At 62.2% G+C, this 15,310-nt stretch carries 13 protein-coding genes and 1 tRNA gene; 9 read left to right on the top strand and 5 right to left on the bottom strand.

Annotated elements, in window-relative coordinates; all coding sequences use genetic code 11:
- Positions 1-20 precede the first annotated feature (20 nt).
- Positions 21-878, bottom strand: a complete 858-nt coding sequence (locus HX811_RS20300) for an IclR family transcriptional regulator (RefSeq protein ID WP_134326026.1) — start codon at positions 876-878, stop codon at positions 21-23.
- Positions 879-1,141: 263 nt separating this feature from the next.
- Between HX811_RS20300 and HX811_RS20295 the strand changes: the two genes are divergently transcribed.
- From HX811_RS20295 to HX811_RS20285, 3 genes are read left to right on the top strand one after another with little or no spacing between them, the layout of a single operon-like run.
- A complete protein-coding gene (locus tag HX811_RS20295; protein WP_010175990.1) occupies positions 1,142-1,927 on the top strand; it encodes an enoyl-CoA hydratase in 786 nt (261 codons plus the stop codon).
- A 2-nt stretch (positions 1,928-1,929) separates the two neighbouring features.
- The gene (locus HX811_RS20290; protein WP_177047097.1) at positions 1,930-3,459 is read left to right on the top strand and encodes a 3-hydroxyacyl-CoA dehydrogenase; all 1,530 of its coding nucleotides are present in this window, start codon (positions 1,930-1,932) and stop codon (positions 3,457-3,459) included.
- A 26-nt stretch (positions 3,460-3,485) separates the two neighbouring features.
- The gene (locus tag HX811_RS20285; RefSeq protein WP_003216714.1) at positions 3,486-4,718 is read left to right on the top strand and encodes a CaiB/BaiF CoA-transferase family protein; all 1,233 of its coding nucleotides are present in this window, start codon (positions 3,486-3,488) and stop codon (positions 4,716-4,718) included.
- 42 nt (positions 4,719-4,760) lie between these two features.
- On the opposite strand, the gene HX811_RS20280 is transcribed toward HX811_RS20285, so the two are convergent.
- A complete protein-coding gene (locus HX811_RS20280; RefSeq protein WP_177047095.1) occupies positions 4,761-6,143 on the bottom strand; it encodes a glycerophosphodiester phosphodiesterase family protein in 1,383 nt (460 codons plus the stop codon).
- 176 nt (positions 6,144-6,319) lie between these two features.
- Between HX811_RS20280 and HX811_RS20275 the strand changes: the two genes are divergently transcribed.
- Positions 6,320-6,395, top strand: a tRNA-Asn gene (locus HX811_RS20275).
- 65 nt (positions 6,396-6,460) lie between these two features.
- Here the strand turns inward: HX811_RS20275 and HX811_RS20270 are convergent.
- Positions 6,461-6,724, bottom strand: a complete 264-nt coding sequence (locus HX811_RS20270) for an Ada metal-binding domain-containing protein (protein WP_177047093.1) — start codon at positions 6,722-6,724, stop codon at positions 6,461-6,463.
- 152 nt (positions 6,725-6,876) lie between these two features.
- Between HX811_RS20270 and HX811_RS20265 the strand changes: the two genes are divergently transcribed.
- Positions 6,877-8,922 carry a prolyl oligopeptidase family protein gene (locus tag HX811_RS20265; RefSeq protein WP_177047091.1) on the top strand — a complete coding sequence of 682 codons (2,046 nt, stop codon included), beginning with the start codon at positions 6,877-6,879 and terminating at the stop codon, positions 8,920-8,922.
- On the opposite strand, the gene mug is transcribed toward HX811_RS20265, so the two are convergent.
- Positions 8,909-9,424 carry a G/U mismatch-specific DNA glycosylase gene (gene mug / locus HX811_RS20260; RefSeq protein WP_102368472.1) on the bottom strand — a complete coding sequence of 172 codons (516 nt, stop codon included), beginning with the start codon at positions 9,422-9,424 and terminating at the stop codon, positions 8,909-8,911. The genes HX811_RS20265 and mug overlap by 14 nt on opposite strands.
- Complete coding sequence (locus HX811_RS20255) at positions 9,421-10,044, bottom strand: TetR/AcrR family transcriptional regulator (RefSeq protein WP_003216516.1); 624 nt, start codon at positions 10,042-10,044, stop codon at positions 9,421-9,423. The genes mug and HX811_RS20255 overlap by 4 nt, the downstream gene beginning before the upstream one ends.
- A 104-nt stretch (positions 10,045-10,148) precedes the next feature.
- Between HX811_RS20255 and HX811_RS20250 the strand changes: the two genes are divergently transcribed.
- From HX811_RS20250 to HX811_RS20235, 4 genes are read left to right on the top strand one after another with little or no spacing between them, the layout of a single operon-like run.
- Positions 10,149-11,180: an HlyD family secretion protein gene (locus tag HX811_RS20250; RefSeq protein ID WP_003216514.1), complete on the top strand. Its 1,032-nt coding sequence runs from the start codon at positions 10,149-10,151 to the stop codon at positions 11,178-11,180.
- Complete coding sequence (locus tag HX811_RS20245) at positions 11,177-12,631, top strand: MFS transporter (protein WP_177047089.1); 1,455 nt, start codon at positions 11,177-11,179, stop codon at positions 12,629-12,631. The genes HX811_RS20250 and HX811_RS20245 overlap by 4 nt, the downstream gene beginning before the upstream one ends.
- Positions 12,632-12,649: 18 nt before the next feature.
- Positions 12,650-14,029 (top strand): efflux transporter outer membrane subunit, encoded by a 1,380-nt coding sequence (locus HX811_RS20240; protein ID WP_134326034.1) that lies wholly within the window; start codon positions 12,650-12,652, stop codon positions 14,027-14,029.
- Between the two features lie 12 nt (positions 14,030-14,041).
- Entirely contained in the window at positions 14,042-14,986 is a 945-nt protein-coding gene (locus HX811_RS20235; protein WP_177047087.1) for an aldo/keto reductase, read from the top strand.
- The last annotated feature ends 324 nt before the right edge of the window (positions 14,987-15,310 follow it).

Raw genomic sequence — 15,310 nt, 5'->3', positions numbered from 1 at the left:
GAGGCCTTGCACCGATCTGTCTAGCGGGCGGCGGCCTCGATGTTGTTCACCATGTGCTTGAGACGGGGCCCGATGTCGTCCTCGAGTTTCTCCCGGGAAAGGTGAAAACTCGGCCCGCCACAGTTGAACGTCAGCAGCCCATGTTGTGCATGCAGCAGCGGTACGGCGATGGCGTTTACATCGCGGTGCCACTCACCGATCGACATGCAATAGCCGAAATCGGTGTAATCCCGGAAGGCACGTTCCAGACCCTTCCTGATGCCCGGCCAGTCCGCCAGATGACGCTGGCGGATATGGTCGAGGATAAATTCCCGCTCGTTTTCCGGCATCGCTGCCAGGCAGGCGCGGCCTGCGGAACTCAAGTGCAACGGCAACCGCGTGCCGACCTGGCGGCGCATGGTCATGTTGGCTTCACCCTGGACCACGTCCAGGTAAACCATGTCCAGGCGGTCCCGCGTGGCCATCGCCACCGCGGCCTGGGCGTACTTGGCCATCGTCTCCATCAGCGGATGGGCCACGGCCCGCACCGACAGGTTCGACAGCATTGCGTAACCGAATGCCATTACGCCCACATCCAGCTGATACCGGCCTGACTGCGGCAGGTGCTTGAGATAGCCCAAGCGGGTCAGCGTATGGGTCATCCGCGTAATCGTCGGCTTTGGCAGCCCGGTCTTGCGCGCCAGCTCCTGGTTACCCAGCACGCTTTCGCTGGGGGTGAAGCAGCGCAGCAATTCCAGGCCACGGGCCAGGGCGGTGACGAACTGGCGGTCCTTGTCTTCTTCCTCGTCGGCATTCATCGGATCGATCAGCAAGTGCTCGAAGGCGTGGTTGCCGGCAGGTGTTTCGGGTGTGTTCGGGTCCAGGTTTCGACGGCGCATGTTAGTCCCCCTTTTTTTAGAAAATCAACAAAACAAAATTGTATTCCGCACAGCGAAACTAATCAACTTTGCGTGGCGTTGTCTTTTTGTTTAATAAAACTCGTCTAAACAACGAGTTATAGCCCAATTTATCGGAGGGTCAGGTTTTTACGTTTACATCACGGCGACTCGGTCCTTATGATTATCGCTAAATACGGAATGTTGTTTCGCATAGCGAAACTGGCGATATCCGAACTAACAAGAACATTGCAGCAGGAGAATTTGTGGCCAGCCTCGACCAACCCGTAGTGCACCTCGACGTCCAGGACAATGGCGTCGCCGTGGTACGCATCCACCGCCCCGAAGTGAAAAACGCCTTGAACGCCCAGGTTCGCGAAGAGCTGGCCGAGCACTTTCGTGCCCTGGCCAAACGCCGTGATGTGCGCGCCATCGTGCTCACCGGCGGCGACCAGTTCTTCGTGGCCGGTGCCGACATCAAGGAATTCGCCAGCGCCAGCCCGATCGAGATGTATCGCCGCCACACCGAATACCTGTGGGAAGCCATCAGCCGCTGCCCCAAGCCGGTGATCGCCGCAGTGAACGGGTTTGCCCTGGGTGGCGGTTGTGAGCTGGCCATGCATTGCGACCTGATCGTCGCCGGCGAATCGGCGCGCTTCGCCCAGCCCGAGGTCAAGTTGGGCCTGATGCCGGGCGCCGGTGGCACCCAGCGCCTGGTACGCGCCGTGGGCAAGTTCCAGGCCATGCGCATCGCGTTGACCGGCTGCATGGTCAAGGCCCCGGAAGCCCTGGCCATGGGCATGCTCAGCGAAGTGGTGGCCGATGACCAGACCATCCCCCGCGCCCTGGAACTGGCCGCGCAGATCGCCGCCTTGCCGCCACTGGCGGTGGAGCAGATCAAGGAAGTGATGCTGGCCGGCGCCGACCTGCCGCTGGAAAGCGCGCTGGTGTTGGAGCGCAAGGCCTTTCAACTGCTGTTCGATTCGGCAGACCAGAAGGAGGGCGCCGCGGCGTTCTTCGAAAAACGCACCGCGAACTACCTGGGGGAATGACAATGGATGATTCAATCAAGATCATGGGCCTGGTAGGCACCGGCGTGATGGGCGCCGGGATTGCACAGATTGCCGCTCAGGCGGGCGTGTTGGTGCGCTTGTTCGATGCCCGCGACGGTGCGGCGCAAACCGCTCGGGATAACCTCGGCGCCACGCTCTCGAAGCTGGCCGCCAAGGGCAAGATCACCCAGGCAGCGGTGGACGCTGCGCTTGCGAACCTGCAAGTCGCCGCCACCATTGAGGCGCTGCACGACTGCGACCTGGTGGTGGAAGCCATTGTCGAAAACCTCGACGCCAAGCGCGGCCTGTTGCAGCAGCTGGAAGGCGTGGTCAGCGCGGCGTGCATCCTCGCCACCAACACCTCGTCGCTGTCGGTCACGGCCATCGCCACCGGCTGCCAACACCCTGAGCGGGTCGCCGGGCTGCACTTTTTCAACCCGGTACCGTTGATGCGCGTCGTCGAAGTAATCGACGGCCTGGCCACCGCACCGAAGGTCGGCGATGACCTGCTGGCCTTCGTCGGCCGTACCGGCCATCGCGGCGTGCGCGCCAAGGACACCCCGGGTTTCATCGTCAACCACGCCGGCCGTGCGTACGGCACCGAAGCCTTGAAGATGCTCGATGAAGGCATTGCCGAGCGCGGCGACATCGATCGTATCCTGCGTGAAGGCGCAGGCTTTCGCATGGGGCCGCTGGAACTGCTGGACCTCACCGGGCTCGACGTTTCCCACCCGGTGATGGAGTCGATCTACAACCAGTTCTATCAGGACCCGCGCTACAAACCATCGCCCCTGACGCGCCAGATGCTGGTGGGCGGACGCTTCGGGCGCAAGAGCGGACAGGGCTTCTACCGCTATGAAAATGGCCAGGTGGTGGACGGCCCGCAGCCGCAGCCGGTGCCTTCCATCAAGCAATTCCCGCCGGTATGGATCGCCACCGAAAACGCCGAAGACTACGAGCGCCTCAGCGCCCTGGTGATCGAGTTGGGCGCACACCTTGAAAGCGCGGCGCAGCCTTCGCCTGAAGCGTTGTGCCTGCTGGCGCCCTACGGTCTCGACGCCACCTCGGCCAGCGAGCGCTTCCACACTGACCCGGCACGCACCCTGTGCATCGACCTGCTGACCGACCTGTCGCGCCACCGCACCCTGATGCAAAACCCGCTGACGTCCACCGCCACCCGCGATGCCGCCCACGCGTTGCTCGCCAATGACGGTGTAGGTGTGACAGTGATCAGCGACAGCGTCGGCTTCGTTGCCCAGCGCACCCTGGCGATGGTGGTCAACCTGGCCTGCGACATTGCCCAGCAACGCATCGCCAGCGTCGACGACATTGACCAGGCCGTACAACTCGGCCTGGGTTATCCACAAGGCCCGCTCGCCTGGGGCGATGCCCTCGGGCCACGGCGCATCCTCACGATTTTGCAACGCATGAGCGAACTCACCCACGACCCACGTTATCGCCCCAGCCCCTGGCTGCGGCGGCGTGCCGTGCTGGGGATTTCCCTGCGTCATGAAGAGCCGGCAGTCGGCTGATTTCGATTCATCACAGGACAAGAATAATGGGTGCATTGACAGGTTTGCGGGTGCTGGACTTAAGCCGGGTATTGGCCGGGCCCTGGTGTGGCCAGGTGTTGGCCGACCTCGGCGCGGAAGTGATCAAGATCGAACGGCCACAGAGTGGCGACGATACCCGCGGCTGGGGCCCGCCGTGGATGAAGACTGACACCGGCGAGTCGTCCGGGCAGGCGTCTTATTACCAGTCCACCAACCGCGGCAAACTATCCGTGGCCATTGACCTGGCCACCAGCGAAGGCCAGGAACTGGTGCGGGCCCTGGCGGCCAGCTCCGACGTACTGATCGAAAACTACAAGGCCGGTTCCCTGGCGCGTTATGGCCTGGATTACGCGACCCTGGCCGAGATCAATCCACGGTTGGTGTACTGCTCCATCACCGGCTTCGGCCAGACCGGCCCGCGCGCCGAAGAACCCGGCTACGACTTCATCATCCAGGGCATCGGCGGCCTGATGAGCATCACCGGCGAACGCGACGACCTGCCCGGCGGCGGCCCGCAAAAAGTCGGCGTGGCGTTCTCCGACCTGATGACCGGCCTGTATTCCACCGTCGCGATCCAGGCCGCACTGCTCAGCCGCGAACGCACCGGCGTTGGCCAACACATCGACATGGCGCTGCTGGACGTACAAGTGGCAACCCTGGCCAACCAGAGCATGAACTACTTGGCCTCGGGCAAGGTGCCGCAGCGTTTCGGCAACGCCCACGCCAACATCGTGCCGTACCAGGTGTTCCGCGCCGCCGACCGCGACTTCATTATTGCCTGCGGCAACGACAGCCAGTTTGTAGCGCTGTGCCACAGCATCGGTTTGCCGCACCTGCCGGAAGACCCGCGCTTTCGGCGCAATGCCGATCGGGTTGCGCATCGGGCGGAGATTGTCGAACTGTTGTCGGCGCACTTCCTGGGGCGAACGGCGGACGAGTGGGTGGCGAGTATTCACGCCTCGAAAGTACCGGTGGGGGCGATCAACAACATCGCGCAATCCCTGGAAGAGCCGCAGGTGATTGCCCGTGGGTTGATGGTGAAGATCCCGCATCCCAGGAATCCGCAGTTCGAGATGGTCGGCAGCCCCATCAAGATGTCGGGCACGCCGGTAGAGTATGTAAGGCCGGCGCCGATGTTGGGGCAGCATACCGATGAGGTACTGGGCGAGCGCCTCGGGTTGTCGGCAGAGCAGTTGGGGCAGCTCAAGGCAGGAGGGGTGATTGAGCAACTTGACTGAAGGATGGCGGCCCATAAGGCCGCCATCTTTACGCACGACTTTTTAGCGCGCGACTTCTTTAAGGTAGGCAGTTCGGGCCGCAACGGCAGTCGGCGTGAAATCCGTAAACACACCGTCAACACCGGCGCGGAAAAAGGCCATGTATTCCGCCGCCGGGCTGCCCTTGTAGGCGCCGGCCAGGTATTTGGCTTCGTTGCGGAAGGTGAAAATATGCACGAACAGGCCGGCCTTGTGCGCATCGCTGATCAGGCTGGTGGGCTTGACAGTGTCGACCTCGGGCAAGCCGGGGTTTTGCGCTGAAGCGGCGGTCAGCAACATCGCTTGCGGCTTCCATGGCCCGATGCCGTCGGCGTAGGTCTTGACCTCGGCCAGCCCGGCCGGGGTCAGCATCGCACCAAAGGCGCGTGGGTCGCCGGCGACGGTCCAGCTGTAGGGGCGGCCGCTGACGAAGGTGTTGGGTTTGTCGGTGATGAAAATGGTCTCGCCGGTCTTGAAGTTCACCCCGTTCCCATCCACCAGTTGAACCGCCCTGGTTTGCAGGCCGATGGAGCGCAGGTATTTCAGGCTGTTCGGGTCGAAGCTCTGCACGAACACCGGCGCGTCTTTGCGATTGAGGTTGTTGTCTTCAAGGGTCTTGAGAAACGCCGCTTCGAACGGATGACTGCCCGGCGCGCCGCAGCCGTTGGCGATGGCCTGGGCATTGTTCCAGATCGGGTTCTTGCTTTCCGGGTAGGTGGTAATCACCCGGCCCGTGGCGGCGCTTTTGGCTTTCGCGATGTCGATCACTTCCTGGAAACTCAGGATCGGCAGCTTGCCGTTGAGTTCGGTCGGGCGCTCGTCGCGGGCGTCGTACGTCGTGCCGCCGATCCATTGCTTGAGTTCGGCCAGGGTGAAATCGCTGATTGACCAGTCGTTGGTATGGTCTTCGCCATCCACGATCAAGGACTTCAACACGGATTTTGGATCGTTGGGGTCAGTCAGATCACTCAGGTACTGGGCCGGGCCATTTTCTGCAGTGGCCGGATACCTGACGTTAACCAGCACACCCGGCACCGTGCGCTTGCGGCGTGCAACTTCGGGATTGGTCTTCGCGACGTCGCTGATGTTGGTGTTGTCGCTCAACCAGGGATTGTGCCGGGCCACCAATACACAGTCCTTGGTCATGTGCAGGTCCAGCTCCAGCGAATCCGCACCAGCGTCGGCTGCATGCTCGTAGGAGGCCCGGGTTTCTTCCGGGTACAGTCCTGGCAGACCGCGATGGCCGATAACCAGAGGCGGTGCACCGTCCAGGGTTTTGAACGAAGCAGGCGCGACAGGCGCGCTCCTGGTCACACTGTCACACGCGCTCACCGTCAGGCTGCATCCGATAACGATAAAACGGGCAAGCAGGGTTTTTACCGCTGGCGGGCCTGAGCGAGTGTGCATGTGTCGTCCTTCAAGAAGAGGGTAGGGGCGGGGTATCTGCGGATGTTGGCGTTGACGTATGACAGCGTCGTGACAGGAAGTGGCGTGGTGATTTTCCAGCGCGGCGCACCTGGGGTGAAGCAAAAATCTCACTGAATGCTTGACTTCTCCTTTTCAATCAGTAACATACGGCGCATTCCGCGATAGCTCAGTTGGTAGAGCAAATGACTGTTAATCATTGGGTCCCTGGTTCGAGTCCAGGTCGTGGAGCCAGATAGTAAAAAAGCCTGCAGCGATGCAGGCTTTTTTTTGCCCGGAATTTGTCCCGGACACTCGATTCAGGCGTGCCCTCGAAACAGGCGATATTCGGCAGGCATGCACACCGCACAAGGACGAAATCCCGCGGCGATAGCCGTGGCTTCATCGAGAAAAAACACGCGATTTTTCACGTAGCCGCCACGCGCAATGGCTCCCAGCGCCGCACGACAGTCGAGCTTTCCATAGCGCTTGCCGCCTCGGTGGCCGCCCAGCGTTCCCGGCTCGGGGCTTGGGAAGGGGCTTGCGTCTGCGCCCATCAGCATCCACATGTTTTTGTCAGTCATCGCCTGTCCTCCTGCCGCACCAGCCTGCGGTACGTCCGCCATGTATCGCCGATCAGATCGGCTGGCACACCCGGTTTCTTGCTTTTTTTATCGCTCAAAAAGGCTCAAAGTCGGGCACGCTATCCATTTCTGCTTTTCGACAGGATTCGAACATGTCAAAACTTCCCGAAACGTCCAATGATCCCTACCAATGGCTTGAAGACGTCGACGGCACGCGTTCACTGGACTGGGTACGCGCCCAGAACCTCAGGACCGAAGACCGGCTCGCCCGCTCCGACAGCTTCAAGCAGATCAAGGCCGAGGTGCTGGAGATACTGGACTCGGACAGCAACATCCCCTACGTCGACAAGGTCGGCGGCTATTACTACAACTTCTGGATGGACGCCGCCCACCCGCGGGGCCTGTGGCGTCGCACCACGCTGGCGGAGTACCGCAAGCCTCAACCTGCCTGGGAAACGTTGCTGGACCTTGACGCACTGAACGCCGCCGAAGGCGAAAACTGGGTGTGGCACGGTGCTGATTTCTTGCGCCCGGACTATCAGCGCTGCCTGCTGGCGCTGTCCCGTGGCGGCGCCGATGCGAATGTCACCCGCGAGATTGATCTGCCCAGCAAGACCTGGGTCGAAGACGGCTTCCAGTTGCCCGAGTCCAAGGGCGGCCTGGGCTGGATCGACCGTGACAACGTCTATGTCTATACCGATTTTGGCGAAGGCACGATGACCCGTTCCGGTTACCCGCGCATCGTCAAGCAGTGGCAGCGCGGTACACCGCTGAGTGCCGCCAGTCTTGTCTATGAAGGCGCGCTGGATGATATGTACATCGCGGCGATGCACGACGACACGCCCGGCTACGAGCGTGACTTCGTCAGCCGCACGCTGGCGTTCTACAACAACGAGCTGTACCTGCGGGGCAGCGACAACCAGTTAAGCAAAATCGACGCGCCGAACTCAGCGGAAAAGTCGGTGTACAAAGACTGGCTGCTGCTGGAACTGCGGGAGGACTGGACGCTTGATGAAGTGTTTGTGGCCGGCTCGTTGCTGGCGATCCGGTTTGATCGCTTCATGGCAGGCCAGCGGGATTTCGAGGTGCTGTTCACCCCTACGGACAGCACCTCGCTGGCAGGGTTTTTCTGGACGTTGAATCACCTGGTGCTGAACGTACTGGATCACGTCAAGAACCGCCTCAGCGTCCTCACTCCCGGCGCGAACGGCTGGCAGCACAGCCCGTTCACCGGGGCGCCGAGCATGGGGACGGTGGATGCCAGCGCAGTGGACAGCGACGACAGTGATGCCGTATGGCTGGTGACCACTGACTACCTGACGCCGACCACCTTGTCGCTGGCCGAGATCGGTCATCCGCCCGAGGTACTGAAAACCCTGCCGGCCTTTTTCGATTCCAGCCAGCACGTGATCGAGCAGCACTTTGCGGTCTCCAGGGACGGCACTCGTGTGCCGTATTTCCTGGTGCTCGGGAAAGACCTGCCGCGCAACGGCACGGCGCCGACCTTGCTCTATGGTTACGGCGGCTTTGAATACTCCCTGACCCCGTATTACTCCGGTAAGGCAGGCCGCGCCTGGCTTTCGAAGGGCGGGGTGTACGTGGTTGCCAACATTCGCGGTGGCGGTGAATACGGCCCGCGCTGGCACCAGGCCGCACTCAAGCAGAACCGTCCGCGTGCCTACGAAGATTTCGCCGCAGTGGCCCGTGACCTGATCGACCGCGGGATCACTTCGCCCCGACACCTGGGCGCGGAGGGTGGCAGCAACGGTGGTCTGTTGGTCGGCAATATGCTTACTCAATACCCGGAACTGTTCGGTGCAATCGTCTCCCAGGTGCCCTTGCTCGACATGCAGCGCTATCACCTCCTGTTGGCCGGGGCGTCGTGGATGGGGGAATACGGCAACCCGGACGTACCTGAAGAGTGGGCGTACATCCAGACGTTTTCTCCATACCACCTGTTCGATCCGGCGAAGGCCTACCCACCGGTGTTTTTCCTGACCTCGACCCGCGATGACCGGGTGCATCCAGCCCACGCCCGCAAGCTGGCGGCGAAGATGATCGAGGCCGGCAAGGACGTGACGTACTACGAAAATATCGAAGGTGGGCACGGCGGGGCGGCAGACAATGCACAGGCTGCGCATATGAGTGCGCTGGTCTACAGCTTTTTGTGGGAGAAGTTGAGTTCTAATCGGGACTGAGTGTTGCCAGCCTTAATTGCTGGTACGCCTGCACCAATTGGTCGAGCGTAAACCCAAGGTTTCTGCCGCTGGGATTGGGCAGAACCCACACCGCCGCACACCCCAGGGTGTGCGGTTGAAGCCCCCAGGCAATCTGCTTCTGCCCGCTCAACGCGCTATAGGCGGCCTTTCCCAGAAACGCCACATACCGTGGCGCGTAGCGTGCGATCTTGCGTTCAAAACTAGCCGCCGCCGCCCTGAATTCATCCGCCGACAACTGGTCCGCCCGGGCCGTAGGCCGCTCCACCACCGTGGTCAGTCCACACTGGTATTGCAGGATCGTGCGGTCGTTCTCCGGCTGCACTTCATGGGGCGTAAACCCGGCCAGGTGCAGCGTGCGCCAGAACCGATTGCTCCTGCCCATGAAGTGATGCCCGGTGGTGGCGGCCTTCAGCCCCGGGTTTATCCCGCAGAAAATCACGGCCAGGTGCTCGGCCAGAATGTCTTCCAGTCCTTCACTCATCCGCAGATGACCTGCACGGCGTTGCGCGCCAGGGTGATCAATTCGGCGTGGGGCTTGCCCGCCCGTGCACGAATCGAAAGGCTGTGCACCAAAGACGCGGCGAGGACGGCGACGGCTGCCGGGTCTGCACCACCTTTCAACTCACCGGCCTCGATGGCCGTGCGCAAGCGGGTTTCGAGATGGGCGTCGAGTGCGTCGAGGCGCTGCAAAAGCACGGCGCGAATCTCCGCATCCTCCACCGCTTCAGTGGTCGCGGTGCCGATGATAAAGCAGCCCCGTGGCTCGCCATCCCCCGAAAAGTAGATCGACAACTGGCCTTCATATAAGCGCATCAACGCCTCTGCGAGGGTCAGGCTCGGGTCGTCCAGCGCCTCGTCGATGGCGGCAGAAGCGAGACCCCAATACTGCTCAAGTGCCTTGAGGTAGATCGCGTGTTTGTCGCCGAACGCGGCGTACAGGCTTGGCCGGTTCATCCCGGCGGCGGTGGCGATGCTGTCCAGTGAGGCGCCGGAATAGCCGGTGCTCCAGAACACCCCGAGGGCTTTTTGCATTGCCGTTTCGGGGTCGTAGGCCCGTGGGCGGCCACGGCCTTTTGCCTCTGTGATCTTTTTTTGTGCCATGGCGTACAAAAATCCTTGAGTAGAGGTGGGTGGGTCGATATTCTTACATCATCGCACAAAATTAAGGCCTCAGAAATCCCGGGCTCAGCAAAGGTGATTCGATCATGAGCAATGCGTTGGAAAACACGACCCGCACCCCCTGGCGTTCACTGTTGATGGTGGGCTTTCCGGTACTCATTGCAGCGGCCGGGTATGTGTATTACCTCAAGGATGCGCCGTACGTATCCACCGATAACGCGTATGCCCGAGTGGCGAAGGCGTCGATCAATGCGCGGGTATCCGGGCAGGTCGTGGAGGTCGCCGTGGAAGACAACCAGTCGGTACACAAGGGGCAGGTACTGCTGCGTATCAACCCCGAGCCGTTCCAGGTCGCGGTCGAGCGTGCGCAGGCGCAATTGAGCGTGGCGCGCCTGCGGATTGAAGGCCTCAAGGCCAGCTACCGGCAACAGCAGGCAGAGTTGCAGGCGGCCAAGGAATCGGCGGGTTTCGACCAGAAGGAATTCGCCCGCAAAAAGGCCCTGGTGGCCACCGAGTTCGTGTCCCAGGCCGTGTTCGAACGGGCCGATACCGACCTGAAAGTCGCCCGGCAACGCGTGGCGTCCGTCGAGCAGCAGATCGCCAATACGGTGGTGGCGCTGAACGGCAATCCCGACATCGAAATCGACCGACACCCGGCGATTCGCGAGGCCCAGGCGCAGCTCGACGAGGCGCAACTCTACCTCTCGTACGCGACGGTCTATGCCCCCGACGACGGCGTGGTGGCCAAGGTGGATGACGTGCAGGTCGGCGATTACCTGAACAGCGGCGCGCCGGCCTTCGCCTTGCTGTCGCCCCGTCGCACCTGGGTCGAAGCCAACTTTCGCGAAACCCAGATGACCCATATGCGAGCCGGTCAGCAGGCAACCATCAAGCTCGACACTTACCCGGATCATCCCTTCAAGGCGCACATCACCAGCCTGAGCCCGGGCGCCGGTGCCGACTTCGCGCTGCTGCCGCCGGAAAACGCCACCGGCAACTGGGTCAAGGTGGTGCAGCGGGTGCCGGTGCGCCTGGAACTGGACGATGCCAACGCGGACTTGCCGCTGTTCTCCGGCACCAGCGCCACGGTGACGGTTGATATCAGGACCGGCCCATGAACGGCGCACGTACTCTCCGGTTTGCGGCGTTGCTGGTGACCTGGTTGCAGGCGGTCAACGTGTCGCTGCCGAACTCGGCCCTGCGGTTTGTGCAGGGCAGTTTGTCGATGACGGATGACGAGGCGGGGTGGATCTTCACGTCGTACCTGGCGGCCAGCGCGATTACGTTGCCGGTGGCTCAGTGGCTTGCTGCGCGCTTCGGCGTGAAGGCGGTTTACCAGGCGGCGATGCTGATCTTCGCCCTCGGCCTGCTGCTTGCGACACAGGCCACCACCTCACTGCAATTTGTCGGCGCGCGGATCATCCAGGGGGCTGCCAGCGGCGTATTGGCGCCGCTGTCGATGGCCATCGCCCTGGAGACATTGGCCCCGACGCAACGGCCAAAATTCGGCCCGTCATGGACGGCGATCGGGTTGCTGGGGATTGTCAGCGGCCCGGCGATTGGCGGCTGGATCAGCGAGCATTTCGGCTGGCGCTGGATGTTCTACGCCAGCCTGCCGCTGTTGGCGTACACCTTCTTGATCGTGGCGATGTTTCAGCAGGAGAAGAAAGCCAACAGCGCTGCTGCGTTTGATTTCCCAGGCTTCGCCAGCTTCACCCTCGGCGTGATCGGCCTGCAAATGGTCCTCGACCGTGGCCAGCGCCTGGAGTGGTTCGACTCGCCCGAGATCTGGCTGGAAGCCGCCACCAGTGCCCTGGGGTTCTACCTGTTCGCAATGCACCGGTTCACCTCGAGCACACACTTCATCAGCAAGGGGTTATTGCGCGACCGCAACTTCGTGCTGTCGACCGTCATGTTCTTCGCCGTCGGTTTCGTGCTGCTGCCGACCATGGCGATGACCTCGCCGATGCTGGATGAACTGCTGGGCTTCCCGCCCGACACCACAGGCTTCCTCACCATCCCCCGTGGTGTGGGGCTGCTGGGTGCGTTCTGGCTGATGAACAAGGTGCCTGCGCATCTCGACGGCCGCCCATTTGTGGTCGCCGGGATCGCCGTGGTGATCTACGCCAACCACTCGATGCTCGGCTATTCACCCTTGATGGACGGCTGGCCGGTGGCAGTGGCTGGCGCAATCCAGGGCGCGGGCCTGGGCCTGCTGATGCCGGCGCTTTCCCGGGTGGCGTTCAGCACCCTCGACCCGACGTTGCGCCCCGAAGGCAGCGGGCTGTTCAACCTGTCCCGCGTCTACGGCAGCACCCTGGGTGTGGCGGTGGTGCAGTGGTTCTTCTTCAACAACACCCAGGCGATGCACGTGGCGCTGGCCGGCCACCTGACTGTGCATTCGGTCCCCGCATCGACGCCCCTGGCGGGATTCGCCGCGCTGAACGAAGCCATCACCGGCCAGGCCGCCTTCATCGCGGTGGTCGGCCAATTCAAGATTCTGCTGTGGGCAATGCTGGTGGTGAGCCCGCTGGTGCTGCTGCTGCGTAAACCTGTCACGACCCGCTAGTTTTCCGGAGTGTGCGTAATGAAATCCCATGGGCTTGTTATCACGGCCGTCATGACCCTGTCCGCGTGCTCGGTTGGCCCGGACTATAAGGCGCCGTCCGTTACCGCTTCGCAGCACTATGACGTGCAGGCTGAGCAGCACGTTTCCTTCAGTCAGAAGGTCAGCGTCGACTGGTGGTCGACCTTTCATTCCGAAACGCTCGACAGCGTGATGCGCCGGGCGATTGCCGGCAACCTTGAGCTGACGGCAGCGGACGCGACGTTGCGTCAGGCCGCCGCTTCGGTGGCTGCGGCCGAGGGTGCACTTTTCCCGCAGGTGGATTTCGCCGCGCAAGCGGGCCGCCAGCGCGTGCACAACGCCGCTCGGCCAGCGGTGACGAACTTCTATGGCGTCGGGCCGCAGGTCAGTTTCGACCTCGACGTATTCGGCGGCAATCAGCGCCGGGTCGAGCAACAGCAGGCATTGGCCGATTTCCAGCAGCATCGCTTCGAGGCGGCATACCTGACGCTGACGGGCGACGTCGCCAGCCAGGCGTTGCTGATGGCCTCGGCCAGCGCGCAGATGGAAGCGGTGCAGACCTTGCTCGCCACCGACGCGAAAAACCTCGAACTGGTGCGCGCGGCGCAACACAGCGGCACGACGACGCAGCTCGATGTCTCCCTGGCCGAAACGCGACTGGCGCAGGACCGCACCCTGTTGCCACCACTCGCCCAGCAGCGCGATGCGGCGCGGCATGCGCTGTCGATCCTGGCGGGCAAGGGCCCGGCGGATTGGCGCGCACCGGATTTCGAACTGGCTGGATTTGCCTCGGCCACCACGCTGCCGGTCAGCTTGCCGTCCGAACTGGCCCACGACCGCCCGGACGTGCTGCAAGCCGAAGCCGAATTGCATGCGGCCAGCGCGGCGGTCGGCGTGGCCACCGCCAATCTCTATCCCCGTGTGGAGCTGTCCGCGTCACTGGCCCAGGCCGCGTCGGGCAATGGTGGTGCGGCGCTGTGGGGTTTTGCCGCCGGGTTGGCGGGGCCGATCTTCGATGGCGGAACTCTCAAGGCAGAGCGCCAGGCCGCCGTGGAGGGCTACAACGCCGCGCTCGCCAACTATCAGCAGACCGTCATCAAGTCCTTCGGCCAGGTCGCAGACACCTTGCAGGCGATCAACCACGACGCCGAGGAGTACCAGGCACAGACCGCCGCGCTACAGGCCGCTGCCAACAGTTTGCGCCTGAACCAGCAGGCCTATGGGGCAGGGGAGAGCGGGCTGTTGCAAGTGCTGGAGGCACAACGCGCCTATGAGCAGGCCCTGCTCGGGCAGATCCGGGCGAGCACCGCCCAACATCTCGACACCGTGCGGTTGTTCGTGGCGCTCGGTGGTCGCTCGGTCAACGATTTCAAACGCTAGTGGAGCAAACACATGAGCTATTACGATGCACTTCGCGATACCCGTTTTCCTTTGCAGCATGGCTCGGGCGCGATGCCGGCGGTGGGGTTCGGGACGCTGTTCAGGGATTTGACGGCCACCACCCAGGCGGTCACGCAAGCGTTGGAGGCGGGCTTTCGCCATTTCGATTGTGCGGAGCGTTATGGCAACGAAGCGCAGGTCGGCGCGGCGATTCACGATGCGGTGGCGGCCGGTAAAGTCCGGCGCGAGGACCTGTTCATCACCACCAAGCTATGGAACAACAACCATCGGCCCGAGCGTGTGGTGCCGGCGTTCGAAGCCAGTTGCCGCCGGCTTCGGGTGGAGGTGATCGACTGCTACATGATCCATACGCCGTTTGCGTTTTTGCCGGGTGACGAGCTGCACCCACGGGATGCGTTTGGGCATGTGTTGTATGACTCGGGGGTGACGTTGATCGAGACGTGGCGGGTGCTTGAGCGTCTGGTGGATGAGGGGCGTTGCAAGTCCATCGGGGTGTCGGATATCAGCCTGGAAACGCTGCGGGAGTTGGTGGCGGTGGCGCGGATAAAACCTGCGGTGGTGCAGGTTGAGTCACACCCTTATCTGCCGGAGTGGGAGCTGTTGGAGTTTTGCAGGCAGCATGGGATTGTGGTGTTGGCGTTTGCGCCGTTGGGGCATGGGATGAGGCCGCGGGTGCTGGATGAACCGGTGATTACCGGGATTGCACGGCGGGTGCGGAAGACGCCGGCTCAGGTTGCGTTGGCGTGGTCGGTGCAGCGTGGGGTGGCGTTTTTGACCTCGTCGGTGACGCCGGCGCGGATACGGGAGGATGCGGATATTTCTACGTTGCCGCAGGTGGCGATGCGTGAGATTGAGCAGGACATTACGACCCGGGTTCGTTTTAATCCGGTGATGGATACTGGGGTGTTGGGATTTATTTCGCGGGAGAAGTGTTGAGTTTGGCCGGAGGAGGGGGGTACATATCCGTTATTTAGGTTATGGCTACTTATGGTTTCGCTCTTACAGCGAGTCACTTTGCAAAAGCGGCAGGGGGCAGTTAGATCAAGATCAAAAGTAAGAGCACGGCTGCCTGAGAGCCGACCTGAGTGTTAAAAGCAAAGGCAAAAGCTGCTTTTCTGTAGGAGCTGGCTTGCCGGCGATGCAGACAACTCGGTGAATCAGACACACCGAGGTGATGCCATCGCCGGCAAGCCAGCTCCTACAGTGGACCGTGCCCGCTTTAGCTTTTGATTTTGCTCTTCAACACTCAAGCCGGCCGGT

The sequence above is a fragment of the Pseudomonas sp. F8002 genome, from assembly GCF_013385495.1.
Classification (GTDB): Bacteria; Pseudomonadota; Gammaproteobacteria; order Pseudomonadales; family Pseudomonadaceae; genus Aquipseudomonas.
Note: the sequence above shows the minus strand (reverse complement) of the source record. Positions and strands in the feature narration are given on the sequence as shown.